General features: G+C 63.8%; 22 protein-coding genes and 1 pseudogene. 19 read left to right on the top strand and 4 right to left on the bottom strand.

Features of this window, described 5'->3' with window-relative positions:
* Positions 1 to 205: 205 nt before the first annotated feature.
* From trxB to P9250_RS22125, 5 genes are all read left to right on the top strand, one after another.
* The gene (gene trxB / locus P9250_RS22145; protein WP_250463652.1) at positions 206 to 1,201 is read left to right on the top strand and encodes a thioredoxin-disulfide reductase; all 996 of its coding nucleotides are present in this window, start codon (positions 206 to 208) and stop codon (positions 1,199 to 1,201) included.
* Positions 1,202 to 1,428: 227 nt separating this feature from the next.
* Complete coding sequence (locus P9250_RS22140) at positions 1,429 to 2,220, top strand: Smr/MutS family protein (protein WP_310395195.1); 792 nt, start codon at positions 1,429 to 1,431, stop codon at positions 2,218 to 2,220.
* Positions 2,221 to 2,223: 3 nt separating this feature from the next.
* A complete protein-coding gene (locus tag P9250_RS22135; protein WP_244827323.1) occupies positions 2,224 to 2,844 on the top strand; it encodes a trimeric intracellular cation channel family protein in 621 nt (206 codons plus the stop codon).
* A gap of 171 nt (positions 2,845 to 3,015) precedes the next feature.
* Positions 3,016 to 3,669, top strand: a complete 654-nt coding sequence (locus tag P9250_RS22130) for a protein-L-isoaspartate O-methyltransferase (protein ID WP_310395192.1) — start codon at positions 3,016 to 3,018, stop codon at positions 3,667 to 3,669.
* 57 nt (positions 3,670 to 3,726) lie between these two features.
* Positions 3,727 to 4,050, top strand: coding sequence for a rhodanese-like domain-containing protein (locus P9250_RS22125; protein WP_244827321.1), 324 nt, complete (start codon positions 3,727 to 3,729; stop codon positions 4,048 to 4,050).
* Positions 4,051 to 4,141: 91 nt separating this feature from the next.
* Here the strand turns inward: P9250_RS22125 and P9250_RS22120 are convergent, their stop codons facing one another.
* The 3 genes from P9250_RS22120 to hemC are packed head-to-tail and all read right to left on the bottom strand — an operon-like array spanning position 4,142 to position 8,450.
* Positions 4,142 to 5,335, bottom strand: a complete 1,194-nt coding sequence (locus P9250_RS22120) for a heme biosynthesis protein HemY (RefSeq protein ID WP_310396841.1) — start codon at positions 5,333 to 5,335, stop codon at positions 4,142 to 4,144.
* Positions 5,335 to 7,404 carry a fused uroporphyrinogen-III synthase HemD/membrane protein HemX gene (gene hemDX / locus P9250_RS22115; protein WP_309841853.1) on the bottom strand — a complete coding sequence of 690 codons (2,070 nt, stop codon included), beginning with the start codon at positions 7,402 to 7,404 and terminating at the stop codon, positions 5,335 to 5,337. The genes P9250_RS22120 and hemDX overlap by 1 nt, the downstream gene beginning before the upstream one ends.
* Complete coding sequence (hemC, locus tag P9250_RS22110) at positions 7,404 to 8,450, bottom strand: hydroxymethylbilane synthase (protein ID WP_309961274.1); 1,047 nt, start codon at positions 8,448 to 8,450, stop codon at positions 7,404 to 7,406. Before hemC ends, hemDX begins: the two co-directional genes overlap by 1 nt.
* A gap of 272 nt (positions 8,451 to 8,722) precedes the next feature.
* Here hemC and ppc point away from each other — a divergent pair, with 272 nt between their 5' ends.
* Positions 8,723 to 11,803 carry a phosphoenolpyruvate carboxylase gene (gene ppc / locus P9250_RS22105; RefSeq protein WP_310395190.1) on the top strand — a complete coding sequence of 1,027 codons (3,081 nt, stop codon included), beginning with the start codon at positions 8,723 to 8,725 and terminating at the stop codon, positions 11,801 to 11,803.
* 104 nt (positions 11,804 to 11,907) lie between these two features.
* On the opposite strand, the gene P9250_RS22100 is transcribed toward ppc, so the two are convergent.
* On the bottom strand, positions 11,908 to 12,672 hold the full coding sequence (locus P9250_RS22100; RefSeq protein ID WP_250463642.1) for a class I SAM-dependent methyltransferase: 765 nt from the start codon (positions 12,670 to 12,672) through the stop codon (positions 11,908 to 11,910).
* Positions 12,673 to 12,806: 134 nt separating this feature from the next.
* Here P9250_RS22100 and P9250_RS22095 point away from each other — a divergent pair, with 134 nt between their 5' ends.
* The 13 genes and pseudogenes from P9250_RS22095 (at position 12,807) to P9250_RS22035 (ending at position 26,218) form a co-directional block, all read left to right on the top strand.
* A complete protein-coding gene (locus P9250_RS22095) occupies positions 12,807 to 13,619 on the top strand; it encodes a helix-turn-helix transcriptional regulator (RefSeq protein ID WP_250525521.1) in 813 nt (270 codons plus the stop codon).
* A gap of 86 nt (positions 13,620 to 13,705) precedes the next feature.
* The gene (argH, locus tag P9250_RS22090; RefSeq protein ID WP_244827315.1) at positions 13,706 to 15,112 is read left to right on the top strand and encodes an argininosuccinate lyase; all 1,407 of its coding nucleotides are present in this window, start codon (positions 13,706 to 13,708) and stop codon (positions 15,110 to 15,112) included.
* Between the two features lie 185 nt (positions 15,113 to 15,297).
* Positions 15,298 to 15,720, top strand: a complete 423-nt coding sequence (locus P9250_RS22085) for a hypothetical protein (RefSeq protein ID WP_250463634.1) — start codon at positions 15,298 to 15,300, stop codon at positions 15,718 to 15,720.
* Positions 15,721 to 16,280: 560 nt separating this feature from the next.
* A pseudogene (locus P9250_RS32650) lies at positions 16,281 to 16,715 on the top strand (carbohydrate-binding protein); the annotation flags it as partial.
* Positions 16,716 to 16,973: 258 nt separating this feature from the next.
* On the top strand, positions 16,974 to 18,380 hold the full coding sequence (locus P9250_RS22075; protein WP_310395186.1) for a glycoside hydrolase family 18 protein: 1,407 nt from the start codon (positions 16,974 to 16,976) through the stop codon (positions 18,378 to 18,380).
* A gap of 73 nt (positions 18,381 to 18,453) precedes the next feature.
* Positions 18,454 to 18,939 carry a type II secretion system major pseudopilin GspG gene (gene gspG, locus P9250_RS22070; RefSeq protein ID WP_250508686.1) on the top strand — a complete coding sequence of 162 codons (486 nt, stop codon included), beginning with the start codon at positions 18,454 to 18,456 and terminating at the stop codon, positions 18,937 to 18,939.
* A 17-nt stretch (positions 18,940 to 18,956) separates the two neighbouring features.
* A complete protein-coding gene (locus P9250_RS22065; protein WP_250508685.1) occupies positions 18,957 to 20,141 on the top strand; it encodes a type II secretion system F family protein in 1,185 nt (394 codons plus the stop codon).
* A 3-nt stretch (positions 20,142 to 20,144) separates the two neighbouring features.
* Positions 20,145 to 21,809, top strand: a complete 1,665-nt coding sequence (locus tag P9250_RS22060) for a GspE/PulE family protein (RefSeq protein ID WP_250508684.1) — start codon at positions 20,145 to 20,147, stop codon at positions 21,807 to 21,809.
* 12 nt (positions 21,810 to 21,821) lie between these two features.
* Positions 21,822 to 22,643 carry a hypothetical protein gene (locus tag P9250_RS22055; protein ID WP_310395183.1) on the top strand — a complete coding sequence of 274 codons (822 nt, stop codon included), beginning with the start codon at positions 21,822 to 21,824 and terminating at the stop codon, positions 22,641 to 22,643.
* Positions 22,640 to 23,221 (top strand): hypothetical protein, encoded by a 582-nt coding sequence (locus P9250_RS22050; RefSeq protein ID WP_310395180.1) that lies wholly within the window; start codon positions 22,640 to 22,642, stop codon positions 23,219 to 23,221. Before P9250_RS22055 ends, P9250_RS22050 begins: the two co-directional genes overlap by 4 nt.
* A complete protein-coding gene (locus P9250_RS22045; RefSeq protein ID WP_310395178.1) occupies positions 23,218 to 23,739 on the top strand; it encodes a hypothetical protein in 522 nt (173 codons plus the stop codon). The genes P9250_RS22050 and P9250_RS22045 overlap by 4 nt, the downstream gene beginning before the upstream one ends.
* 11 nt (positions 23,740 to 23,750) lie before the next feature.
* Positions 23,751 to 24,293 carry a hypothetical protein gene (locus P9250_RS22040; RefSeq protein WP_310395176.1) on the top strand — a complete coding sequence of 181 codons (543 nt, stop codon included), beginning with the start codon at positions 23,751 to 23,753 and terminating at the stop codon, positions 24,291 to 24,293.
* A complete protein-coding gene (locus tag P9250_RS22035; RefSeq protein ID WP_250463613.1) occupies positions 24,290 to 26,218 on the top strand; it encodes a secretin N-terminal domain-containing protein in 1,929 nt (642 codons plus the stop codon). Before P9250_RS22040 ends, P9250_RS22035 begins: the two co-directional genes overlap by 4 nt.
* Position 26,219: the final 1 nt, after the last annotated feature.

Raw genomic sequence — 26,219 nt, 5'->3', positions numbered from 1 at the left:
CGTGATTCCTGCGACGCTCGGCTATCAATCCGATTGAAAGGTTCACTCGGAAGGCTTTTGCAACGGCCTTTATAATTGATCCCTTGCACCCAACTAGAGTTCGTCGGGGCTGCAATGGCGCGTCGCGGTCATGAGCCGCTTTTTGCGCCGGGCGTCGAAGTTGCCGCGCCACAACCCGACGGCCATCAATAACGGACCAAACGCCATGTCATCGACCAAACACGCCAAAGTGCTGATTCTCGGTTCCGGCCCCGCCGGCTATTCGGCCGCCGTCTACGCCGCGCGCGCGAATCTGTCGCCGCTGCTCATCACCGGCTTAGCTCAGGGCGGTCAGTTGATGACCACCACCGACGTCGAAAACTGGCCGGGCGATCCCACGGGCGTGCAGGGTCCGGAACTCATGCAGCGCCTCGAAGAACACGCGCGCAACTTCAACACCGAGATCGTCTTCGATCACATCCATACGGCGAAGCTCAACGAGCGTCCGCTGCGGTTGATCGGCGACTCGGGCGAGTACACGTGCGACTCGCTCATCATCGCGACGGGCGCATCGGCGCAATATCTCGGCGATCCTTCCGAAGAAGCGTTCATGGGCAAGGGCGTGTCGGCGTGCGCTACCTGCGACGGCTTCTTCTATCGCAACGGCGAAGTGGCGGTGATCGGCGGCGGCAATACGGCGGTCGAGGAAGCCATTTACCTTGCGGGCATCGCGAAGAAGGTCACGGTGATCCATCGTCGCGACAAGTTCCGCGCCGAGCCCATTCTCATCGACCGCTTGCTGGCGAAGGAAAAGGAAGGCGTTGTCGATATCAAATGGAACCACGTGCTCGACGAAGTGCTCGGAGACGCGACCGGCGTGACCGGCCTGCGCGTGAAGAGCACCGAAACCGGCGACACCACCGACGTCAAGCTGCAAGGCGTGTTCGTGGCAATCGGTCACAAGCCGAACACCGATCTCTTCACCAACCAGCTCGAAATGAAGAACGGCTACATCATCACGAAGGGCGGCACGACGGGCGACGCAACGTCCACCAGCATCCCCGGCGTGTTCGCGGCGGGCGACGTGCAGGATCACGTGTATCGTCAGGCAATCACGAGCGCCGGAACCGGTTGTATGGCGGCGCTGGATGCGCAACGTTATCTGGAAACCATCGACGAAACGCCCACGCCGCACTCGATGAGCCACGAAAAGGATCGTTGAGCGACTGCGCGCGCGTCGGACCGTTAGAATGGTTGCCGGCGCGCAGCGTACTGCTCACTGAGTTCAGCCGCATCGAGGGTTGAACCAGACTGAAGAACGGGCCACGGTTCGCGCCGCCGGCCCGTTTTTATTTTCGCGAGCGCCGTTGCGTGCAGGTGCATGGCGCCGCGCGTGGCACAATCGGCGCGCTGCGTTTGACCGTCCCGCGCTTATCCGTTGGCCGAACGATGCCGAAAAACCAACCTCATCCGAACGAACCGAAACTGCGGCGCGCCGCCACGCCGCAAGTCAGCGCGCCTGTCGAAGCGAAACCCGTCGATGTCGCCGAAGCGGTGAAACGCGAAGGGCTCGCCGGACTCGGATCGCTGAAAAGCGCGTTGAAGGCGCAGGCGGAGAAGCGCGACGCCGAACGCGTCGCGGCCGTGCGTGCGGAACGCGAAACGTTGGCCGAGGCCGATGAGTTTCGCCGCGCCATCGGCGAAATCGAGCCATTGAAGACGCCGCCGCGCATCGCTATCGCCCGCGTGCCGCCGCCACCGCTTCCGCTGCAAAGCTGGCGCGACGAGGAAGCGGTCCTGCAGGAAGCGCTCTCCGACGAATACGACCCGGAAAGCCTGCTCGATATCGACGAGACGCTTTCCTACTGTCGTCCGGGCATCAGTCAGGAGGTCGTGAGGAAGTTGCGGCGCGGCGCGTGGATCGTTCAGGCGCAACTCGATCTGCACGGCATGCGCCGCGAGGAAGCGCGCGAGGCGCTTGCGGAGTTCATCCGCGAAGCCGTGAAGCGCGGGCTGCGCTGTCTGCGCGTGATTCACGGCAAGGGGCTCGGGTCCGTCGGCCGCGAGCCGGTGCTCAAGGGCAAGGTGCGCGCGTGGCTCGTGCAGAAGGTCGAAGTGATTGCGTTCTGTCAGGCGCGTCCGCACGATGGCGGCGCGGGCGCCGTGCTCGTGCTGCTGCAACCGGCGAGCGCGCCGCGACATCATCAACATCCACAAGACAAGAACCGCAAAGCGGGTTAGAACGTGCATCCCAGGCTGACTCTCGCCATTTCCATCATGGAGGCGTTCGCGATTTTCGCGTATGCGTTCTCCGGTCTCATCGAGGCGCGCAAGCGCCGGCTCGACGCCGTCGGCGCCTTTCTCGTCGCCCTCGCCACGGCTTTCGGCGGCGGCACCGTACGCGACGTGCTGCTGTCACGCCGGCCGTTTTATTGGGTCGAGCATCAGGAATACGTGTTCGTCATCTTCGCGATGGCGATTTTCGCGCCCTTCTTTCTACGCGTGACGACGCGTCTGTTCGATCAGCGCGCGCTCCTCATCACCGATGCGATCGGCCTCGGACTCTTCAGCGTCTCGGGCACTTCCATCGCGCTCGATGCGCAAATGCCCGTTTTCACCGCGACGATGATGGGCGTGACCACCGGCGTGTTCGGCGGCATCATGCGCGACGTGCTGTGCAACGAGATTCCGCTGATCCTGCGCGATTCGCGGCCGTATGCAGTCTGCGCGTTCGCGGGCTGCTGGATGTATATCGGGCTCGAACAGCTTCAGGTGGACACGATCTACAACGTGCTGCTGTCTACGGCTTTCATTCTGGTCGCGCGGCTCGTCACCTTCAAATTCGATATCCGACTGCCGCATTAGTCGAACTGCATGGGCCGAGCCGCACTGGCTGCGCACGAACGGGCGGGAAAACCCGTCTATTTGCTACAATCGCACAGTTTTCAAACCCGCCTGAAGCTGCCTGAAAGTCTGACCCGGCGGCCTTCGCGGCTACCCTTCTTGCAGAACGACGCACAACGACGCACAACGAACATGAACATCGAGCAAGCGCGTTTCAACATGATCGAGCAGCAGATTCGTCCTTGGGAAGTACTGGACCAGGAGATTCTGAATCTGCTGTCGCTCATCAAGCGCGAGAACTTCGTTCCCGCCGCGTACCGCAATATCGCTTTCGCGGACCTCGAAATTCCGCTTCCCGGCGGCGAGCGCATGCTGTCGCCAAAGGTCGAGGCGCGGGTTCTGCAAGAACTGGCCATTTACAAGGGTGAGACGGTGCTGGAAATCGGCGCGGGCTCGGGCTATATGGCGGCGCTCCTCGCGCATCGCGGCCGCAGCGTGACCACGGTTGAAATCTCGCCGGAACTCGCCGAGTTCGCGAAGCAGAATCTCGCGGCGAACGGTGTGTCGAACGCGCATGTGGTTCACGGCGACGGCGCGCGGGGCTTGGCCGACGGCGCGCCTTATGACGTGATCTGCGTTTCGGGCGGCATGCCGGTCATGCCGCAGGAATTGCTCGAACAGTTGAAAGTGGGCGGGCGTATCGCCGCTTTCGTCGGCACGGCGCCGGTCATGAAGGCGCAGATCATCACGCGGGTCGACGAAAAGCAATTCCGCGTGTCCGATGTTTTCGAAACGCTCGTCGCGCCGCTGCAAAACGCGGTGCATCCTTCGCTATTCAGGTTCTGATTCTGTGCGTTCGGGCCGGGCGCCGCCCGGCTGTCGCCATCGTCCTTACTCGATTCCATGCAAAATCTGACCGCACCCGAACTCGCCGCGTGGCTTGCCGACACCTCGCGCCCCGCTCCCGTTTTGCTCGACGTGCGCGAGCCGTGGGAAGTGCAGACCGCGAAGCTCGACAAGATCGTGTCGATTCCCATGCGCGACATCCCCGCGCGTAGCGAAGAACTCGACGACGACGCGCAGATCGTCTGCATTTGCCACCACGGTGCGCGCAGCGCGCAAGTCGGCATGTTTCTGGAGTCGCGCGGCTTCACGAACGTGTTCAATCTGTACGGCGGCATCGACGCGTGGTCGCGTCAGGTCGATCCTTCGGTGCCAACGTATTGAACCGAGCCTGAATCCGAGCGTTCAGGCCAGCCAACGAAAAAGCCGCATGCGTTTGAAGCGCATGCGGCTTTTTTGTGCCGAAACGAAAGCGTCACACCACGTTCATTGCCAGCGCGCTTGCGCGATAATGCTCCGCGGCCTTTTCGGTATCGCCGAGTTGCTCGTGCAGACGCGCCAGCGCGCGATGCGTCCGAATACGCAACGGCTCGTCTTCCGCCAACTTCAGCGCCGATTCGAGAAACGCCTGCGCCTTGCCCCACAATTGCTGATGCAGGCACAGACGACCGAGCGTGAAAAGAAGGTCGGCGTCTTCGGTGCGTTCCTTTTGCCAGGCTTCGGCGCGCTGAATGAGCGGCAAGGCGTCGCCCCCGACGATGCAATCCGGATAACGGCGCAACAACCGCGCATCCCAGTTCACGGCGAGTGCGTCTTCGATAATCTTCTTCGCTTCCGCCCGACGATCCAGCGCGATCAGCAATTCGGCGGCGAGATCGGCGAGACGCGGCGACTGACGCTCCACCGGCGACAATAATTGCCACAGTTCGAGCAGCGCATCCGGATTATGCCGGCGATCGCGCAGCAGGTTTTCCGCCGCGACTTGCCGCAGCCGCACGGCGACTGCGGGATGCAGCGCCTCGCGCTTTTCCAGCATGCGCACGAGCTTCAGCACTTCGCCCCAGTTCTTCAACTGCTGCTGGGCGCGCAACGCGATCTGCTGCGCATGGATGCGCCGCCCGCCCTGCGCCTGGATCTCGGTCAGCGCGACGAGCGCGCCGTCCGCGTCGCGGCCATCGGCGCGCATGTCGGCGGTGGCCATCAGGCGCGCGTCCTGCCAGTCCGCGCCGCCGACTTGCGCGAGCCACTCGTCGCGACGCGCGTATTCATGCAGCCGATGCGCCGCGTTCGCGCCGATCAAGCCCGCCGCGCCCTTGTTGTCCTCGACACTCAACGCATCGCGCGCGGCTTTCTCGGCCTTCGAGAAGCGGCCCGCGTACAGATGGCCGATCGCATCGCGCAAGGACGCGTTCGCCTTCGCAAGCTTGCTGCGCGTGCGATACGCCGCCACGCGCGACGGCATCTTCCACACGCCACGGATCGCGCGGATCAGCGCATAGAGCGCGAGAAACAGCACGACCAGCGCCACGACAAACAGATTGAGCGACATGTCGATGCGATATGGCGGCAGCACGAGCAGAATCTGCCCGCCATTGAAGCCGCCGACCGTCGCGATGATCGCCGCAACGACGAACAACAGCGCAATCCAGATGAGTCCACGAATCGTCATCATCCGCCTCGCTTGAACTGGTGCACGGCGGCGAGGCTCGCGTCCAGGTTCGGCACGGCGACGGCCATCGACGCCTGATCGACCTGCTTCACGAGATCGCGCACGGCCTGAACCGCTTTCGACGAGGGATCGAAGTAGCGGGCAAGCGCGGCATCGGCGGCTTTCAGGTCGGACTTGAGCGTAGGCTCACTGCGCGAAAGCAGCGAAAGACGCGCGGACAACAGACGCAGCTTCACGTTCTGGCGCACGAAGTAACCCTGATCCGGCGACGTGAGCATGGCGTCCGCATTGTCGATACGCCGCACCGACACGAGACTCGACAACTGCTGCCCGATGCCGCTCGTGATCTGATACCACAGCACCTTCCAGCGCGGCACGCCGGTCGCCGCAGCAATCGACGCGCTGTCACCCGGTTCTGACGCGCGAGCGCGCGCCGGATCGATCGGCGCTTCGCCGGACAGCGGCAAGCTGTCGATGCGGTCGATCGCCGTATCTAGCTTGATCGCGAGACCCGTGAGGTCGGTGGTCGGCGTGGCCTTGAGCTTGTCCATGTCCTGCGCGACGGCCTTGCGGATCGCCACGACCTGCGGACCGTTCGTGGCGGCCAACCGCGTGTCGGCGCTTTGCAGCGCGAAGAGCGCAAGTTGCACGTTGCCGGTCAATTGCAATTGCTGGCTTGCGCTCGACAGAATCTGCTCGACTTCGGCAACCGTCCAGTCGTCGCGATTGCTCGCGAGGTCCTGATACTGCTGCTGCAACGCCTGGCTGTGCGCCTCGGCGTCATTGAGCTTGCCCTGCAACTGAATGACTTGCGTATTGAGCGCGGCGGTCGAACTCGCGGCTTCGTCGGCCTTGGCGCGCAGTTGCGCGTCTTGCGCGTTGGCTTCTTCGACGCGCTGGGCGAGCGCCTGGTTATTGCGTTCGAACTTGCGGTTGAGCGCATAGCCACCCGCGCCCGCAGCGATCGCGAGGATAACGATGACGAACCACAACAACACCGTGCCCGCGCCGCCGCGCCGCTTCTGCTGCTCGTAGGGCGTGAAAGGCGTATTGGGCGGAGGCGGTGGCACGTTGGGCTGAGGTGAAGCTTTGTTGGAATCGTTCGAATCAGTCATGCGTGATTGAGCCGTTTGGTGGGCCGGCGCGGCGGCCGGTTGCGTGTCCGGCGATGCATCCGCCGGTGCGGGCTTCGCGTGCGTTTCACGTGCTTGATTAGTGTGAGGTTCAGCCTGAATTCCAGCCGATTTGCGCGGGTAAAGCGCATCGACTGCCTGCACGATGCGCTCGTCGCCGGCGCCGGACACCGTCATCCTATCAAAACCCGCTTGCCGCGCGGCCTGCTCGATACGCGGATGCGGGCAGATCACCTGCGCGTGCCGCAGCCGCGTGATCTCGTCGGCGGTGAGATGTTCGCGCGCGAGTTCGTCGAGATTGCGCACGCCTTCGGAACTCGTCAGCAGCCACGCGTGCGGATTGCCCGCGAGCAGCGTGTGGATGCGCTCCCACTTGTGCATGGACGGTTCGGGCAGCACGCGGCGATACGCCGCCACCTTCTCCACTTGCGCGCCCGCTTCGGTGAGGCGCTCGGCGAGCCACTCGCGCCCGCCATCGCCACGCACGATCAGCACGCGCTTGCCTTCCAGACCGTTCTCGCCGAGCGTGGCTTCGATTGCCGTGTAGAGCGCTTCGGAATCAAAACGCGGATCGGCTTCTTCCGCCGACGGACTGATCACGCGATACGCCGGCGCGCTCACGCCTTGCCGCGCCAGCGCAGCGACGCTGCCCGGACCCACGACGGCCACCGGCACATCCACAGGCCACGGCGCGAAAAGACGGCTGAACGCATGATCGATCGCATTCGGCGAGACGAAAACCACGAGCGCGTAACGTTGCGGCCCGTAGAGTTCGTCGAGGGCCGCGCGCAAAGGAGCGTCGTCGGCGACGGGCGCGATGTCGATGAGCGGAAACTCGAGCGTCTCGAAACCGGCATCGGCGAGAAGCGCGATGAGCGCAGCCGATTGTCCCGCAGGCCGCGTGACGACGATGGTGGCGCGACGCTCGCTCGCCATCAGTGCTTGCCCGCCGTCGAAGGCGGGATCAGGTCGGGATTGGCCGCGTCGTTGCCGGGGCTTCGGTTCGGCCCGTCCGGGTGGCTGATGGTGGTCAGCGCGTTGACGATCTCCATGGCGCCCTGCGCTTCGAGATCCGCCGATACGCGCAAACCCAGTTCGAGCGCGGCGGCAAGATCGGGCGTGGCGATGCGTTCTTCCGCGTTCAAGACGCGCGTGCCATCCGGCGTCGAGACCGCGCCGCGCAAGTACAGCGAATCGTTCTCCCAATGCGCGTAAGCGGCCAACGGCACTTCACAGCTGCCACCAAGCGCACGCGACACGGCGCGCTCCGCTTCGACGGCAAGCGCGGTCGCTTCGTGATGCAAGGGCGCGAGCCACGCGACGAGATCGGCGCGATCCGCACGAATCTCGATGCCGAGCGCACCCTGCCCCGCCGCCGGCAGACTGTCGGTTTCATCCAGATACGCGCGGATGCGTCCTTCGAGACCAAGCCGTATCAGACCGGCCGCCGCGAGAATGATGGCCGCGTATTCGCCGCGATCCAGCTTGCCAAGGCGCGTGTCGAGATTGCCGCGCAGCGGCCGCACTTCGAGATGCGGATAGCGCGCGCGGATCATGGCTTCGCGGCGCAGGCTCGAGGTTCCGACCACGCTGCCCGCCGGCAACGCAGCGAGCGAATCGAAGTGCGAAGAGACTAAGGCATCGCGTGGATCTTCACGTTCGAGAATCGCGCTGAGTGCGAAGCCTTCGGGGAGTTGCATCGGCACGTCTTTGAGCGAATGAACCGCGAGATCGGCGCGGCCGTCGGCGAGCGCGGCTTCCAGTTCCTTGACGAACAAACCCTTGCCGCCGACCTTCGATAACGTGCGATCGAGAATCTGATCGCCGCGCGTCGTCATTCCGAGAATTTTGACGTCGCAAGATGGATATAATTTGTGCAGCGCACACTGCACGTGCTCGGCTTGCCACATCGCCAGCCGGCTTTCCCGCGAAACGATTGTGAGGCTCGCGGGCGGTGTCGTTGAATGCGTCTCGGAATTCATTGAAGCTCGATCGAATGACGGGATGGATAAATAGACATTAGCTAACAATGGTAGCACGCAGGCCAGGGTCGACCTGAAGACACGCGGCGCGCCAGAGCCTTAGTCCGCGCGCCTTTCGAAGCGTTCAGCACGCGTTCCGGCAGCGGAAGGCAAAGCGGCTGCGGCGCGGTTGCGGCAGCTTCGCGCCGCACCTCGCGCGGCTGTGCAGAACTCGTTTCGTCGGTGATTTCGTCGCGTTACCCTGACTGCGCAGCTTCTGAGGAGAACCCGACGTGACGACTTCCGGATCGGCCCGCCCCGCGCGCCGCAACGCTCTATCGCCTGACTCTTCCGCCGACGCATCGAGCGCGGCCCATGCAACCGGCGCCTCATCGTCAGCGATGCCAACGTCAGCGACGCCAATCATTCGCACGACGAAAGCGGCCACTGCCGTGAAGGCATCGAAGGCGAGCGTGGCTCCAAAGGCCGCGCCGGTTCCCAAGAAGGCGAGCGTCAAAACGGCCATCAATGGCGCCGAACGGCCGAAGCCGACCAGCCGCACGCGCGACGACAAGGACCGTCCGCTCTTCGAAGACATCCGCTATCTTGGCCGCCTGCTCGGCGACGTGCTGCGCGAACAGGAAGGCGACGCCGTCTTCGAACTCGTCGAAGCCATTCGTCAGACCGCCGTCAAATTTCGCCGCGAGGACGACAACGAAGCGTCGCAAGCGCTGGAAAAGCGTCTGCGTGCTTTATCGCCGGAACAGACGGTCAGCGTGGTGCGCGCGTTCAGCTATTTCTCGCATCTGGCGAATATCGCGGAAGACCGGCATCACAATCGGCGGCGGCGGATTCACGCGCTCGCCGGTTCGACTTCGCAGCCGGGCACCATCGCCTACGCCATCGAGCGCATGCGCGAGCAGTCCAACGTCAGCAAGACGCGCAAGGTGCTGGAAAAGTTCTTCGATGCCGCGCTCATCGTGCCCGTGCTCACCGCGCATCCGACGGAAGTGTCGCGAAAGAGCATTCTCGATGCGCAACACGACATCGCGCGCCTGCTTGCCGAACGCGATCAAGAACTGACAGCGCGCGAACGTGCGCACAACGAAGCCGTCCTGCGGGCGCGCGTGACCTCGCTCTGGCAAACGCGCATGCTGCGCGAGTCGCGCCTTTCGGTCGCCGATGAAATCGAGAACGCGCTTTCGTACTATCGCGCGACTTTTCTGGAGGAAATTCCCGCGCTTTACGCCGATATCGAGGAAGCGCTCGCTGAACACGGCCTGCCCGCGCGGCTGCCGCCGTTCTTCCAGATGGGAAGCTGGATTGGCGGCGACCGCGACGGCAATCCGAACGTCACCGCCGCCACGCTGGAAAACGCCATCACGCGGCAAGCAACGGTCATCTTCGAACACTATCTGGAACAGGTGCACAAGCTCGGCGCGGAGTTGTCCGTGTCGAATCTGCTCGCCGGATCGAGCGAAGCCTTGCAGGCGCTCGCGGAAGCCTCGCCGGACCAGTCGCCGCATCGCACGGACGAACCATATAGGCGCGCGCTGATCGGCATCTATACGCGGATCGCGGCGAGCGCGCGCGTGCGGCTGGGTGAAGGCGTGGTCGCGGTGCGCAGCGCGGGACGCGGCGCGGCGCCAATTCGCGCGACGCCTTATGGCGATAGCTCGGAGTTCACGCGCGATCTTCATGTGCTGATCGACTCGCTCGCGCAACATCATGGCGGCTCGCTTGCGCTGCTGCGGCTCGCGCCGCTTACGCGCGCTTCGGAAGTGTTCGGCTTTCATCTGGCGAGCATCGACTTGCGGCAGAGCTCGGATATCCACGAAGCGGTGATCGCGGAGTTGCTTTCGCGCGCGGGCGTCGAAGCGGACTATGCGGCGCTTTCCGAGGAAGACAAGCGCGCCGTGTTGCTCAGGGAACTTGCGCAGCCGCGTCCGCTGCGTCTTCCTTATGCCGATTACTCCGATCTCGCGAAGAGCGAACTCGGCGTGCTCGAAGGCGCACGCATGACGCGCGAGAAGTTCGGCAAGCGCGCGGTGCGCAACTACATCATCTCGCACACGGAGACTGTGAGCGACTTGCTCGAAGTCATGTTGCTGCAGAAGGAAACCGGCGTGCTGCACGGTTGCCTCGGCAGCAAGGACAATCCCGCGCGCGATGGCGTGATGGTGATTCCGCTCTTCGAGACCATCGCCGACTTGCGCAATGCGCCGGTCATCATGGGCGAGTTCTTCAAGCTGCCGGGCATCGACGCGCTCATCGAAAATCAGGGCAACGAGCAGGAGGTCATGCTCGGCTATTCGGACAGCAACAAGGACGGCGGCTTCTTGACGTCCAACTGGGAGCTGTATCGCGCGGAACTGGCGCTCGTCGCGCTGTTCAAGCAACGCGGCACGACCTTGCGTCTGTTCCACGGCCGGGGCGGCACGGTGGGACGCGGCGGCGGCCCGACCTATCAGGCGATTCTGTCGCAGCCGCCCGGCACGGTCGATGGGCAAATCCGTCTCACCGAGCAAGGCGAAGTCATTTCGAGCAAGTTCGGCAATCCGGAAATCGGGCGGCGCAATCTGGAAACGGTGGTGGCGGCGACGCTCGAGGCATCGCTTCTGCCGCACGAGAACGCGCCCGCGCAATTGCCGCTATTCGAAGCGACGATGCAAACGCTCTCCGATTCCGCGATGGCCGCGTACCGCGCGCTCGTGTACGAAACTCCCGGCTTTACCGATTACTTCTTCGCCTCGACGCCGATCGCCGAGATTGCCGAACTGAACATCGGCAGCCGGCCGGCATCGCGCAAGCTGCAGGACCCGAAGCAACGCAAGATCGAAGATTTGCGCGCCATTCCGTGGGGCTTTTCGTGGGGCCAATGCCGCCTGCTGCTGACGGGCTGGTTCGGCTTCGGCAGCGCGGTGACGGCTTATCTCGATTCGGCCGACTCGGACGCGGAACGCGCGAAGCGCCTCGGCACCTTGCGCAAGATGCACAAGACGTGGCCGTTCTTCACGAATCTGCTTTCGAACATGGATATGGTGCTCGCGAAGACCGATCTCGCGGTGGCGTCGCGTTATGCGCAGCTCGTCGCGGACAAGAAGCTCAGGAAGCGCGTGTTCGATCGCATCGTCGCGGAGCACGAGCGGACCGGCAACGTGCTCGCGGAAATCACCGGCAAGGGCGAGCGCCTCGCTGACAATCCGCTGCTCGCGCGCTCGATCAAGAACCGTTTTCCGTATCTCGATCCGCTCAATCACTTGCAGGTGGAACTGCTCAAGCGGCATCGCGCGGGCGATCAGAACGTACGGCTGCGGCGCGGGATTCATTTGACGATCAACGGGATTGCGGCGGGCCTGCGTAATACGGGTTGATCGATGCGCCCGGCAACGGGCATTGCATCTTTCACGTGCCACGAATCACGCCATGTGTTCGTGGCACGTTTGTTTAAGTAGCCCTTGCGGCATCCGAGCGGCGCTCAGTCGCGCCGCTTGCCTTCGATCATCAACGCATCCAGCTCGAACGAGAAGTCGTCGCCGGCCTTGAAGTATTCGCGCACTTCGTCGGGCGCGGCCGCCCACATCGATTTGATCGCCGTCACGCGTTCGGGCGGCGTTCTCATGCGTGTCACCCACGAATCGAATTCCAGGCCGATACGCCAGCGCTCGGTCACGTTCGCGTCGAAGCCGGCGGTATCGAGCATGGCGATCCACTCGTCGGCGCGATAGTCGCGGATATGCGATGCATCGCGCAACAGTTCGATTGCCTGAATGTGCGTGTCGTACAGCGGATCGTCGGCGCCCGCGATATCGATGAATTTCAGCCGGCCGCCCGGCTTGAGCACGCGCCGCACTTCGGCCAGCGCGCGCGGCACGTCGCGCCAGTGATGCGCGCTCATGCGGCTCACCACCCAGTCGAACGAGGCGTCGGCGAATGGCAGCGACTCGGCGGCGCCCTGTTGCGTGCGGATCGTGGCAAGGCCGCGTTCCTTCGCGGCGGCATCGACCGTGGCCAGCATTTGCGGGGCGATGTCGTACGCCACGACCTCGCGCACGTGCGGCGCCACCGCGAAGCTCGCGTGACCCGCGCCGCATCCCATGTCCAGCACGGTCGCGTTGCCGCACGTCGCGGCAAAAGTCGCGGCGAGATTTTGCAGATCGGCGCCGCTCGCGTGAACCTGGCTCGTGAGATAGGCGGCGGCGGTGCTGCCGAACGCATCGGCTACCTGGTCGTGGTGTTTCATCGGTATGGCTCCGGAATGTTCTTGGGGACGCCGGGCGGTTCCTGAGCCGCCCGGCCTGCCGCTACAATAGAGCCCGCCTTGTACCAGTACAAGTGGACTGTTTATTCTGGTATCGACATTACCCGCCACGCCTCATGAAAACGATCCCGAAGACCGAATCCAGAGAAGCTGTCGATATCCCCGCACGCGCGCTCGGCGAATTCATCCGGGCGCATCGTGAACGGCTTTCGCCGCAGTCCGTCGGTTTGCCGCCGGGGCCGCGCCGCCGCACGCCGGGGCTGCGCCGCGAGGAAGTCGCCGCGTTGTGCGGCGTCAGCCCGACCTGGTACACGTGGATCGAGCAGGGCCGGCCGGTTTCCGCCTCGGCGGATGCGCTCGCGCGTATCGCCGTCGCATTGCAGTTGTCGCGGGCCGAACGCGCGTATCTCTTCGAACTGGCCGAGGAACGCGATCCCGCCGAGCCCGATCCCACCGCGCAGGACGTGCCCGCCGCGCTCTTGCAGAGCGTCGGGCTGATCGGCGCGCCGGCCTACGTGCTCGACCGCCAGTGGAATGCGCTGCGCTGGAACGCGCACGCGTCGGAACTGTTCGTCGGCTGGCTCGATGGCGAACACGACCGCAACTTGCTCGCCTACACGTTCACCTCGCCGGTGGCGCGCGCGTTGATCGTCGATTGGGACACGCGCGCGCGCCGTCTTGCCGCCGAGTTTCGCGCCGATTCCATCCGTCACCTCAACGACGCGCCCACGCGCACGCTGATCGACACGCTCGGCGCCGCCAGCGATGCCTTCGCGCGCTACTGGGCGTCGCAGGACGTGTTCGAGCGCGAAGGCGGCGAACGCGCGTTCGATCATCCGTCGCGCGGACGACTCGTGTTCAACCAGATCACCTTCAAGCCCGCGCATCGCGAAGATCTGAAGCTCGTGATCCTCGTCGGCAACGACTGAGGCAGCAGGCGCCGAATGTTAAAATCTTCGACTTCCGGCTTGCCGCTTTAGCCGCCTCATTCGCCTCAACCGCCAATCACATCACCATGACGTCCCAACTGCACAAAAAAGGCGAAGCCTGGTCGGCTCGCTTCTCCGAGCCCATGTCGGATCTCGTCAAACGCTATACGTCGTCGGTGTTCTTCGACAAGCGGCTCGCTCTCGTCGACATTCAAGGCTCGCTCGCGCACGCGTCGATGCTTGCGGCGCAGAAGATCATCGGCGCGGACGACCTCGCCGCCATCGAGCGCGGCATGGCGCAGATCAAGGGCGAAATCGAGCGCGGCGAGTTCGAGTGGAAGCTGGACCTGGAAGACGTGCACCTGAACATCGAGGCGCGGCTGACCGCGTTGATCGGCGACGCCGGCAAGCGCCTGCACACCGGCCGCTCGCGCAACGATCAGGTCGCAACCGACATTCGCCTGTGGCTGCGCGGCGAGATCGACCGTATCGGCGAACTGTTGAAGGACCTGCGAAGCGCGCTCATCGACATGGCCGAGAAACACGCCGACACCATCATGCCGGGCTTCACGCATTTGCAGGTGGCGCAGCCCGTGACCTTCGGGCATCACCTGCTCGCTTATGTCGAAATGTTCTCGCGCGACGCCGAGCGCATGCGCGACTGCCGCACGCGCGTGAACCGCCTGCCGTTGGGTGCGGCGGCGCTCGCGGGCACGAGTTATCCGATCGACCGTCACGCGGTGGCGAAGACGCTCGGCTTCGATGGCATCTGCGCGAATTCGCTCGATGCCGTCTCCGACCGCGACTTCGCCATCGAATTCACGGCGGCCGCCGCGCTCGTCATGACGCACGTCTCGCGCTTTTCCGAAGAACTCGTGTTGTGGATGAGTCCGCGCGTCGGTTTCATCGATCTCGCGGATCGTTTCTGCACCGGCTCGTCGATCATGCCGCAAAAGAAAAACCCCGACGTGCCCGAACTCGCGCGCGGCAAGACAGGCCGCGTGAACGGTCATTTGATGGCGCTGCTCACGCTGATGAAAGGCCAGCCCCTCGCTTATAACAAGGACAATCAGGAAGACAAGGAGCCGCTTTTCGATACCGTCGATACGGTCGCCGACACATTGCGCATTTTCGCGGAAATGGCGGCGGGCATTACCGTCAAGCCGCAGGCTATGCGCGCGGCCGCGCTGCAAGGTTTCTCGACGGCCACCGATCTCGCGGACTATCTCGTGAAGCGTGGCCTGCCCTTTCGCGACGCACACGAAGCCGTGGCGCATGCGGTGCGCATCTGCGTGGATCGCGAATGCGATATCGCCGATTTGTCGCTCGATGAAATGAAGCAGGAACTGCCGAACGTCGCGCATCTGATTGGCGACGATGTCTTCGAATATCTCACGCTCGAAGGTTCGGTCGCGAGCCGCGATCATGCGGGCGGCACCGCGCCGGATCAGGTGCGTGCGGCCGCCAAGGCGGCGCGCGCGGCGCTTGGCTGATCGAGTTGGACCATGCTTCGAATCGGACCCATTCGTGGGTCCATTTTTTTGGGAACGCCGGTTTTTATCACGCCGTGCGAAACACTGCATGGTTCAAATGAGCGCATGAAATGGGAGCGAACCTATCCGCCTTGGCGTAGCCCGCAAGCATGATGAGAGACACTTTTTTGCCTTCGGGAATCATCATGCACAAGCGCAATTTTCGCAGTACCGCATTGGCTGCGCTCGTTGCGGCGGAAGCGCTTTCCGGCACGTCCGCCTCATATGCCGAGCGCAAAAGCTCACAACTAGAAGTCACGTTGACCATCCACAATGCCTGCTCGATCGTCAGCGGTTCGGAAACGGCAGATCCGATTGAGATGCTTTCCGGTGCGAATGCCCGAACGTCCATCAAGGTGGATTGCACGGGAAAACAAACGCCCTACGGCGTTTCCGTCATGAGCGAACTGCATGCAAGCACCGCCGTCTCCAGGCAAGCAACAGCACAGGCCGCGACTGCCGCTTACGGCGATGCTCGAAAGACGATCGGCGTTGCCGCGGAACCGCAATCGTCGGCGATAAACTCCGAGACCACGCCGCTGGTCAAGTTCGTGACCGTCGAGTTTTGATATTCGCGGGGCGCCAATCGTGCGCACGATACGACTTGCAAGACAACGCTCGATTCATTGGAAAGCGATGCAATGCAGGTCGAGTGTTTTGCCCTACACGCTTTAGATGCCCAACAATCCCGATTTAAATTCACAAATATAAAACGACGGGTCTTGGATGTTCTTCCGGCTTCACCGCATCTGCTTCATCGTCTTCCCGACTGAAGGCATCTGCTAAACGGTGGCAGCTTTCTTTGTAACGCAAGCATCGTCATGGTTCGAGATTGCATTCGCAGTTTCGCCTGGATCGTTCGTTTTTGCTTCGCTTCTCTCAACGAGTTCCTTGAACGAATCGACGTCATTCTCACAAGAAAAAAACGTCAAGGAAAACACGCTTCGTCCACCCTTAAAAATTTTTCCGTAGGAAACCTAATATCCGATTTTCGGCTTGCCTCGCCTTGGTCGCTGGATTATCAATGATCGCACGAGCCCTATAAGAGAGGGTTTGACGACAGTTCAGTCAGCGCAAATGAGTCGCGGATCGAAACGAACCAAACAAACCGAGTAAGGAGGCCGTTCTCATGAATCGCCTTGGCATGAAGTCGAAGACTACTGCGCTGACGCTGGCTGCGCTCGTCGCTTATTCAATCAATGCGTTGGGCGCCGAATGGCAGGAAGGTGCGACCTACGCGGCGGGCGCGACCGTCACCTACAACGGGCGCACATACCAGGCTCTTCAGGCGCATACGGCTTATCCAGGCGCTGGGTGGACTCCGGCCAGCACGCCGACCTTGTGGCGCGATGTGAGCGCGGCTACGCCTACGCCAGCACCATCGCCCACACCTGCGCCGACACCCGCTCCGACTCCTGCGCCAACTCCCGTACCAACCCCGACGCCGACTCCAACGCCAACACCCTCTCCCACTCCGACACCTTCGGCTTGTTTCGCTGCGTGGTCGGCATCGCAGGTTTATGCACAAACAGGTACGCGCGTCACGGCCAATGGACGCAATTACAGAAACAAGTGGTGGACCCAAGGCGACAACCCGACGCAGTCCGGACAATACGGCGTATGGGAAGACATAGGCGCATGTTCGGGAAGTCCGACGCCGACACCGGCGCCAACGCCAGTTCCAACGCCAACACCAACGCCGGTTCCGACTCCAACGCCAACACCAACACCGGTTCCGACTCCAACGCCGACACCGACACCGACACCAACGCCGGTTCCAACACCAGCACCAACACCGGTCCCGACTCCTACGCCGGCACCCGTGCCGACACCGGTCCCGACTCCTACGCCGGCACCTACGCCTACACCCACGCCAACACCAACGCCCGCCCCCGCTCCCGCCGGCGCGCGTGAAGTCGGCGCGTACTTCGCGCAATGGGGAATCTACGACCGCAACTACAAGGTCAAGGATGTCGACACATCGGGCTCGGCGAAGCTGCTCACGTTTATCAACTACGCATTCGGCAACGTTTATCAAAAGAACGGCGGCTACGAGTGCGGCATCATCAACAAGGCAGAACCGGGTGCGACCAACGAGAACGCCCCGGACGCAGGCACCGGCGGCGACGCCTGGGCCGACTACCAAAAAGGCTTCTCGGCGAACGAATCGGTCAACGGCAAGAGCGATGCATGGGACTGGCCCTATGGCGATCCACGTCAGGGCAAGTCCGGTCCGCTCAAGGGTAACTTCAATCAGCTCAAGCTATTGAAGGACAAGTACCCCAACGTGCGCATGATCATTTCGCTCGGCGGATGGACCTGGTCGAAGTGGTTCAGCAAGGCCAGCGCTACCGATGCGATGCGCAAGCAGCTCGTCTCGTCGTGCATCGATGTCTATATCAAGGGCAACGTGCCCTTCGATGCTGCCTCGAACGCGGGCGGAGATGGCGTCGCAGCGAACGTGTTCGACGGCATCGACATCGACTGGGAATTTCCCGGCGGCGGCGGTCAGCCCTACAACACGTACGACGTCAAGGACAAGGAGAACTACACGCTTCTCCTGACGGAATTCCGCAAGCAACTCGACGCCATGGGCGCGCAAAACGGCAAACGCTATCTGCTCACGGTCGCCATCGGCGCGGGTGGCGACAAGATCGCCAGCACGAACCCGGGCGACTACAGCAAGCCGCTCGACTGGATCAACGTGATGACGTACGACTATCACGGCGGATGGGAAAGCACCGGCCCGACGGACTTCCAGTCGCATTTGTATCCGGACCCGGCCAGCCCGAACATGGCGGGCGCTCCCGGCAACACCTATTACACCGATGCCGCCATCCAGGCCTTGCTGAAAGCGGGAGTGCCGTCGTCGAAGATCGTTCTCGGCATTCCGTTGTATGGGCGCGGCTGGACCGGCGTCACGCCGGGACCGAAGGGAGACGGGCTCTATCAGAAAGCCACCAAGACAGCGCCCGGGAAGTACGAGGCCGGCATCCAGGACTACCGGCTCTTGAAGAGCGCCGCAGGCACGGTGTACGAGCATCCGGTGACGAAGCAGTCGTACAAGTTCGACGGCACGACTTTCTGGTCCTACGACTCGCCCACCACGATCCGCGTCAAGAACGCCTACGTGAAGCAGTTCAGTCTGCGCGGTGTCTTCGGCTGGGAGCTGGACGGCGACGCCGCCAACGCGGAACTGCTGAACGTCATGAGCGAAGTCAACAAGTGATCGGCCGCGCGACTGCGCCCGGTGCGTGACGCCGGGCGCAGACGATGCGCAATGCAATGAATCGGGGGCAGCCATGCAGGATCGATTGACGAATGCCGCGTTCTCGACGGCCGCTGTGTCGAAAACGAAACTCTCCCGGCACGACCTCGGCTGGCGCGGGCGCGGCTTTACCTTGCTCGAGTTGCTGGTGGTGCTGCTCATCATCGCGCTCCTGGCGGGCTATGTCGGCCCGAAGCTCTTCGGTGAAGTCGGCAAGGCGCGCTCCAAGACAGCGGCGACGCAGATCAAGGGTATCGAAGACGCGCTCGATCGATACCGTCTGGACACTGGCCACTTTCCCGGCACCGACGCCGGACTTCAGGCGTTGATGAGCAACGTCGGCAACACCTCGGGCTGGGAAGGTCCGTACATGAGCAGCGCCATTCCGAACGATCCGTGGGGCAAGCCGTACGTCTACCGCTCGCCCGGCGAGAACGGCAAGGACTACGACCTCATGACCTACGGCGCCGACGGCAAGCCCGGCGGTTCGGGCGAGGACGCGGACATCATCGGCAAATGATGGATTCGGCGGCAGTCATGCGATATCGCGTGCGGGTCGAGTCCGACGGCGGCCAGCAGGAACTGGAGCTCGATGCAGCGGACGAAACGCAGCTTCGGCAGAACATGGCCGACATGGGTTTGTCGCTGATCGAAGCGACACCCGTGGAAAAGAAGTCGCGCGGTCTCTCGTTGCGCAAGCCCGTATTCGAGCGCGCGCTCTTTACGCAGGAACTGATCGCGCTTCTGGAAGCGGGCCTGAGTCTCGTCGAAACGGTCGAGACGTTGCGCGACAAAAGCAAGGAAGGCCTCAACCGGACGGTGCTGCAAGGCATCGTCACCGCGCTTTACGAAGGCGAGCCGTTGTCGCGGGCGCTCGAGCGTCAAACCGAACATTTCCCGCCGCTGTATGTCGCGACCGTGGCATCGGCGGAACAGACGGGGCATCTTTCCGAGGCGCTCAAGCGCTATCACCACTACGACGCGCGGCTCGCGGCGGTGCGCAAGAAAGTGGTGTCGGCCATGGTGTATCCATCCATCGTGATCGCCACGGGCGCGTTCATCATCCTGTTCCTCGCGTTTTACGTGATTCCGAAGTTCAGCCAGGTGTTCGCGTCGATGAAAGACATCCCGTTCTCCGCCCGCATGATGCTCGCCTGGGGCAACCTCGTCGCCGAGCACGGCGGCGTGCTGCTCGCGGGCATCGTGGCCGCGCTCGCCGGCGCGATCATGGCGCTGCGCAACGAGAAGGTGCGCGGCAGATTGTTCGGCGCGGTGCTGCGCCTGCCCAAGCTCGCGGATTACCAACGGCTCTTCGCCCTGACACGGTTTTACCGGACGCTCGGCCTGTTGCTCGCGGGCGGCATGTCGATGGTCGCGGCGCTCGAACTCTCCGCGCAACTGCTGCCTTCGCTGATGCAGTCCGCGCTTGCGCGCGCGCTCGACGAAGTGCGCGCGGGCAAGTCGCTGTCCGGCGCGTTGCCGGCCGCGAATCTCACGACGCCGGTGGCCGAGCGGCTGATCCGCGTCGGCGAGCAGAGCGGCGAGCTGGCCGGCATGGTGACGCGCTCGGCGGAATTCTGCGACGAGGAACTCGACCGCGCGATCGACACGCTGATGCGCGTGGTCGAGCCGGTGCTGATGCTGGTGGTGGGCGGCATCGTCGGGACGATCATCTTTCTGCTCTATATGCCGATTTTTCAGTTGGCCGGAAGCGTGGGGTAAGACATGGAACAGACCACCGATACGCCCGCGAAGGCGAACCCCGTGCGCGACCCGCGCCCGAAGCAGCAGCAGTTCTGGGACGAAGCGGAACACGACGGCGCCGACTATCTGAAGAAGGTCACGCAGACCATCGGCCTGCGCGGCTTCGACGCCACCGCGCTCGAAACGCTCGAACCGCGCTTCGACCTCCTGCCGTTCGGCGAAGCCATGTCGCGCCGCTGCCTGCTTGCCGCCGACAGCAACGCGCGCCTGTGGTTCGTGCTTGCCGATCCTTTCGATCCGCCGCTGCGTGCCTGGGCGATGCAGCGCGTTAAGAAGCCATTCGCGTTCGCCTTCTGCGTGCCGGGCGAGCTCATGGCGTATCTCGCGCTGCACGAGTCCGCGCATCAGGCGCTCACGCAGGTCAATGTCGACAGCAAGACCGGCAACGCCGCCGCGGCGGGCGTGGAGATCACGCTCGCCACGCTTTCGGCGGACGTGCATCCCGTCATCCGGCTCGTGAATTCGTCGCTGTACGACGCGCTCAGGGCACGCGCCTCGGACATTCATATCGAGAGCACCGCGACGGGTCTTGTCATCAAATACCGCATCGACGGCGTGCTGCAGGAAACGGCGTCCGCGCCCGGCACCGATGTCGCGGAGCAAGTGCTCTCGCGGCTCAAGGTCATGGCGGAGCTCGATATCGGCGAGCGGCGCATTCCGCAAGACGGCCGCTTCAAGGCGTTCATCAATCAGCGCGAGATCGATTTTCGTGTGTCGATCATGCCGTCGATTCACGGCGAGGACGCGGTGCTGCGCGTGCTCGACAAGCAGCGCGGCGATGCGAACAGCACGACGCTGCGTCTGGACGGACTCGGACACGACCCGGACACGGTAGCGTCGATTCGCTCGATCGCGCGCGAGCCCTACGGCCTGTTGCTCGTGACGGGCCCGACCGGTTCGGGCAAGTCGACCACGCTCTACGCCACGCTCACCGAAATCAACACGGGCGACGAGAAGATCATCACGATCGAGGACCCCGTCGAATACGAACTCGCGGGCGTGCTGCAGATTCCGATCAACGACAAGAAAGGGCTCACCTTCGCGCGCGGCCTGCGTTCGATCTTGCGGCACGATCCCGACAAGATTCTCGTGGGCGAGATCCGCGACGGCGAAACCGCTGGCATCGCCGTGCAGGCCGCGCTCACGGGACATCTGGTCCTGACCTCGGTACACGCGAACAACGTGTTCTCCGTGCTGGATCGCTTCCTTCACATGGGCGTCGACATGCACAGCTTCGTCGATGCGCTGCTCGGCGCCGTCGCGCAACGGCTCATGCGCAAGAACTGTCCGCATTGCGTGCGCGACGACGAGGTGCCCGACGACGCCACGCTGCTTGCCTCCGCGCTCACGCGCGAGCAGGTCGCGCATTGGCGCTTTCGCCGTGGCGCGGGCTGCGAGGCATGTCGCCGGACGGGCTATCTCGGGCGTCAGCCGATTGCGGAAGTGCTGCGGATGAACGACGCGATCAAGCAGTGCTTCGTGGAACGGCGCCCGTTGATCGAACTGAAGCAACTCGCGAATCGAAGCGGTTTCGTGCCCATTCGCCAGATCGCCCTGCGCGCGGTCGCGGATGGCCGCACGACGCTCGCGGAAGTCAATCGCGTCACGATCGTCGAACCGGCCTAGCGGAGACGGAACATGTCACGTTGGTCGGATCTGGTCGGAGCGATGAGCGCCGTCGCGAAGCGCCCTTCGAGGCGCACGGGCCCGGCCCGCGCGGGCGCTTTCATGCCGCGCGTGACGCTATGGGTCGATGGCGAACGCGTGCGAGAGTCCGGCGTCGCGAGCAACGTGAATACCGAAGCCCTTACGACGCCGGGCGACACGGCGGCCGCGCTCAAGGCCATCGAGGCGCTCGCGCCGAAGCCCGCGCGACCTGGGCTGCACGGCCTGCGCGTGGTCGTCGGCGCGCCGTTCGTGCGCTATTACGCGCTGCCGTGGCGGCCGCATCCTAAGCCGGAGCAATGGGTGTCGATGGCGCGCATGCAGGCCGTGCAGGCGGGCGCGGGCGCCGAGCCGTGGCGCTACGCCGTCACCGATGGCGCGTGGCAACAAGGCCGCCTCGCCGCCGCGATGCCCGAAGCGCTGTGCGCGGGCATCGAGCGCTTATGCAAGACGCGACGGCTGCAATTGCTCGGTATCGAGCCGGGCTTTACCTTCGCCATGCAAAAGCATGCGCGGCACATTCGCGACGCCAACATCGCCGTCGTGGAACTGGAGCAGGCGGCAAGCGGCGCGGCCATCGCGCATATCGGCTTGCGGCGCGGCGGCGGCTGGAGCGGCTTCATCGCGCTGCCGGTGGCGGGCCCGCTCGACGACGTGTTGCGCGACGCCTTCGTGCTCGCCGCCACCGAGCCGCCCGAGCGCTGTTACGCCATCGGGCCGGGCGCAGCCGATCGCTGGGTCGCGGATGCAACGCTCGTCGAATGGCTTGCCGCGCCATGGGAGGCTTCGCCATGAAAGCGCCCGCCATCGACCTGCATCGGGCCAATCGTCCGGGCGTGGCGACCGGGCTGATTGCGCTCGCCCTCGGCGTCGTCGTGCTGTTCGTGACGATGCAGTATCGCGACAAGCTCAAGGAGCAAGGCGCCGCGCTCGATGAACGCGAAGCGTCGGTCGCGCAGGAGGAGAAACGCTTCGAGCGCATTGGCCGGGCGCATCGCGGCATGCGCAATCCCCGCGCGGACGCCTTGATGGCGCAGCAGCGCTATGCGGCGGAACCGGCGCGCAGTCTGATCGAAGGCGGTTGGCAACCGAATATCGCGATGCTCTCGCTCGATATCGTGACCGCATCGCGCACCATCAACATGCAGTTCGAGACGCGCTCGGCGCAGGAAGCGATCTCCTATGCGGACTGGCTGCAGGCGCAGCCCGCCGCCGAAAGCGTCTCGATCAAGCGGCAGAGCGAGAAGCCGGGGCCGCCCGTCAAAACCGTGGAAACCGCGCTTCAGGTGACGTGGCGCCCGTTCGCGACGCAGGCGGCAACGGGCGCGTCGGCGCCGGATGTGGCCGCGTCTTCCGCCGGAGGTTCCAGATGAGCCGCTGGCTTTGGGAACTGCGCCGCGCGCAGTGGCGGCTCGGCACCTTCGGGCTCTTTGCGCTACTGCTCCTGAGCAGCGCGGCGATCATCGCGCTGGTCGAGATCTTGCCGCTTCGCAACGACATCGCCGCACGCGAGCTCGATCTCGATGCGCGCACCGCGAAGCTGCAACAACCGCCGCCGCCCATGCCGGATGAAGCCGTGGCGCCGACGAGTCCGGAGCAGCGTTACTTCGTTTTCCTGCACAGCCTGCACGCGATCGCCGCGAAGAACGGTATCTCGATGCCGCAAATCACGTATCAGATGGCCGCGCAGGACAAGGATTCGCCCTCCCGCCGCTTTGTCGTCGAGACGTCGTTTTCGAGTCAGTATCTGCAATTTCGTACTTTCTTCTCCGAGTTGCGGACCTTGCCGGGCATTCGCTGCGAGCGGCTCACGCTGTCGCGGCCGAATATCGGCGTGACCGATCTCGAAATTCGCCTGCAATGTTCGTTCGTCGTGGAGGCGGCCAAGTGAAGCCGCTCGATATGCGAACCCTGAGAATCTCGTGGCCGATAAGCGGCCTGCTCGTCGTGACGCTCGGCTTGATCTTGTTCGTATGGTTTCGCGGGGCGCCCGACGACGAGGCGGATCGTCCTCCCGCGGTGGCCACGAAGGAGCGAGTTTCACCAGCGAGCGCGCCTGCACCGGCAAGTGTGCCGCAAGCCAACGCCGCGCCGGATACCCGCGTTGCCGCCGTGAACATCTTCCCCATGCAGAACTGGCAGCCGCCACCGCCGCCGCCTCCGCCGCCCGAATCCGTCAAGCCGCCGCCACCGCCGCCCTTGCCGCCCTTGCCTTTCGTCGTCCGTTCGCTGTGGCTGGACCAGCAAGGCATCTTCTACGTCGTTCTGAGCGGCACCGGACGCGAGTTCCCGCTTTGCATCAACTGCAAGAAAACGGGTTTCCTGCGTAAGGGCGATGTGCTTCTCAACGCCTACAAGATCGAGGACATCAACCGTAAAGAAGTGAGGTTCATGTACTTGCCGTTGAAGCGCCGACAAACGCTGTCGCTCGGAGAACTGAAATGAGCCGGCTCAAAGACATTACGGTCTGGGTCCTGATTCCGCTATTGACGGCGTGCGCGGGCGAGATGCATCGCAAGGATCTGCAGAACCGTCTGGGGACCATGCCGCCCGACGCGCAGCTCGAATTGCTCGCGCAGCAGAGCGCGCAGTATCCCGACGACCTGGAAATCTACAACTGGTATGTGAGCCTGCGTCGCAAGGTTTCGTTGGAGTACTTGCAGCGGGCAAGTGTCGCGTACCGCGCGGGCGATTCGGCCCAGGCGATCGCGTGGGCGAAGAAGGCTCAGGCCGCCGCGCCCGGCGACGACGGGCCGCGCGAGATGATTGCGTGGATCGAGAAGCAGGCGCCCATCGACACCGCCGTGCAATACGCCGAAACGATCTATCAGGATCAACCGGACCAGGCGATGGCGATTCTCAACGACGTGCTCTCGAAGCAGCCCGACAACGCGCGCGCCATCCGTCTGCGCGACCTGCTGCTCGCGCCCAAGGGACAAGACCTCGAACCGAAGCTCAACAAGGACCTCAATCAGCCGATCACGGTGCAGTTCCGGGATCAGCCGCTTATCAGTATCTTCGAGCTGATGTCGAACATTACCGGACTGAACTTCACCTTCGACCGCGAAGTGCAGGCCGCCGCGCCGACGACCATCTTCGCGAGCAACACGCCCGTCAAGCAAGTGATGACGATGGTCCTGCAGGCGAACCAGCTCGCGAGCAAGGTGGTGAGCGGCAACTCGATCCTGATCTACCCGAAGCGGCCCGACAAGGAAACGGAATACAAGGACCTCGTCGTGCGCACGTTCTACCTGCAGAACTCGCAGGCGGCGCAAGTGCTCGCGGCGGTCAAGCAGATGGTCAAGACGCGCGATGCCGTGCTCGACGAACGCACCAACGCGATCATCATGCGCGACGCGCCGGACACCATCAAGGTCGCGGAGCGGATCATCCGCGCGCTCGACGTGACGCCCGCGGAAGTCGTCATCGACGCGCAGATTCTCGAAGTATCGTCATCCGATCTGCTGCAGATGGGCATTTCCTATCCGAATCGTATCGAGTTCGCGCTCATGCCGGACGGGACCAATTCCGATGCCTCGACCCGCGCGCCGGGCACGCTGACCTTGCAGCAACTGCGCAACCTGAACAGCAGCGACGTGCTCGTGAGGATCGGGCCGGTCGGTATCGACATGCTGCAGAACCAGGGCAAAACCAAGACGCTTGCGAACCCGAGCATCCGCGTGAGAAACCGCGAGAAGGCGAAGGTGCTGATCGGCGACCGTCTGCCCGTGGTCACGACGACGCTCTCCAGCAACTTCAGCTCCGAGAGCATCAACTATCAGGACGTGGGCCTCACGCTGGAAGTTGCGCCCGTGATCGTCAACTCGGACGAAGTGCAGGTGAAGTTGCGCATGGAAGTGTCGAACGTTACCGACACGATCACGACGACGACGGGACTGGTCGCCTATCAGATCGGCACTCGCACGGCCGAAACGGTGATGAGCGTGCGCAACAACGAAACGCAGCTGCTCGCGGGTCTCCTGCAGCGCAACGAGCGCGCGTCCGGCTCCGGTTTGCCAGGCCTGAGCCGCATTCCGCTGCTGGACCGGATCTTCGGCACGCGCGCGAACGACCAGCATCAGACGGAGCTCGTGCTGATGCTGACGCCGCGCATCGTGCGCAATCAGGCCATGCCGGCGGGCAACGTCGTGTCCTTCGATTCGGGCACGGAGACGCGCATTTCGACGGAGCGCGACCCGGTCGGACCGAACGCAAGCGTGCGCGTTCCGCCAAGCGGCGCGGGCAGCGCGCCTGCCCTGCCTCCGCCCGTGCCGACGCCTTCCGCGCCGCCGCCCGTGATGGCGCTGCCCGCACCCACGCCGCCGCCACAGCCACCCGCCGCGACCTCGCCGCCGCCCACCCAACCCTAGA

Origin of the sequence: Caballeronia sp. LP006, from assembly GCF_031450995.1 — a bacterium.
Classification (GTDB): Bacteria; Pseudomonadota; Gammaproteobacteria; order Burkholderiales; family Burkholderiaceae; genus Caballeronia.
Note: the sequence above shows the minus strand (reverse complement) of the source record. Positions and strands in the feature narration are given on the sequence as shown.

Excerpts from the sequence above, each read along its gene's own strand:
- trxB (WP_250463652.1), top strand. The coding sequence starts at position 206 with ATGTCATCGACCAAACACGCCAAAGTGCTGATTCTCGGTTCCGGCCCC.
- P9250_RS22140 (WP_310395195.1), top strand. The coding sequence starts at position 1,429 with ATGCCGAAAAACCAACCTCATCCGAACGAACCGAAACTGCGGCGCGCC.
- P9250_RS22130 (WP_310395192.1), top strand. The coding sequence starts at position 3,016 with ATGAACATCGAGCAAGCGCGTTTCAACATGATCGAGCAGCAGATTCGT.
- P9250_RS22125 (WP_244827321.1), top strand. The coding sequence starts at position 3,727 with ATGCAAAATCTGACCGCACCCGAACTCGCCGCGTGGCTTGCCGACACC.
- P9250_RS22120 (WP_310396841.1), bottom strand. The coding sequence starts at position 5,335 with ATGACGATTCGTGGACTCATCTGGATTGCGCTGTTGTTCGTCGTTGCG.
- hemDX (WP_309841853.1), bottom strand. The coding sequence starts at position 7,404 with ATGGCGAGCGAGCGTCGCGCCACCATCGTCGTCACGCGGCCTGCGGGA.
- hemC (WP_309961274.1), bottom strand. The coding sequence starts at position 8,450 with ATGAATTCCGAGACGCATTCAACGACACCGCCCGCGAGCCTCACAATC.
- P9250_RS22100 (WP_250463642.1), bottom strand. The coding sequence starts at position 12,672 with ATGAAACACCACGACCAGGTAGCCGATGCGTTCGGCAGCACCGCCGCC.
- P9250_RS22095 (WP_250525521.1), top strand. The coding sequence starts at position 12,807 with ATGAAAACGATCCCGAAGACCGAATCCAGAGAAGCTGTCGATATCCCC.
- argH (WP_244827315.1), top strand. The coding sequence starts at position 13,706 with ATGACGTCCCAACTGCACAAAAAAGGCGAAGCCTGGTCGGCTCGCTTC.
- P9250_RS22085 (WP_250463634.1), top strand. The coding sequence starts at position 15,298 with ATGCACAAGCGCAATTTTCGCAGTACCGCATTGGCTGCGCTCGTTGCG.
- gspG (WP_250508686.1), top strand. The coding sequence starts at position 18,454 with ATGCAGGATCGATTGACGAATGCCGCGTTCTCGACGGCCGCTGTGTCG.
- P9250_RS22065 (WP_250508685.1), top strand. The coding sequence starts at position 18,957 with ATGCGATATCGCGTGCGGGTCGAGTCCGACGGCGGCCAGCAGGAACTG.
- P9250_RS22060 (WP_250508684.1), top strand. The coding sequence starts at position 20,145 with ATGGAACAGACCACCGATACGCCCGCGAAGGCGAACCCCGTGCGCGAC.
- P9250_RS22055 (WP_310395183.1), top strand. The coding sequence starts at position 21,822 with ATGTCACGTTGGTCGGATCTGGTCGGAGCGATGAGCGCCGTCGCGAAG.
- P9250_RS22050 (WP_310395180.1), top strand. The coding sequence starts at position 22,640 with ATGAAAGCGCCCGCCATCGACCTGCATCGGGCCAATCGTCCGGGCGTG.
- P9250_RS22045 (WP_310395178.1), top strand. The coding sequence starts at position 23,218 with ATGAGCCGCTGGCTTTGGGAACTGCGCCGCGCGCAGTGGCGGCTCGGC.
- P9250_RS22040 (WP_310395176.1), top strand. The coding sequence starts at position 23,751 with ATGCGAACCCTGAGAATCTCGTGGCCGATAAGCGGCCTGCTCGTCGTG.
- P9250_RS22035 (WP_250463613.1), top strand. The coding sequence starts at position 24,290 with ATGAGCCGGCTCAAAGACATTACGGTCTGGGTCCTGATTCCGCTATTG.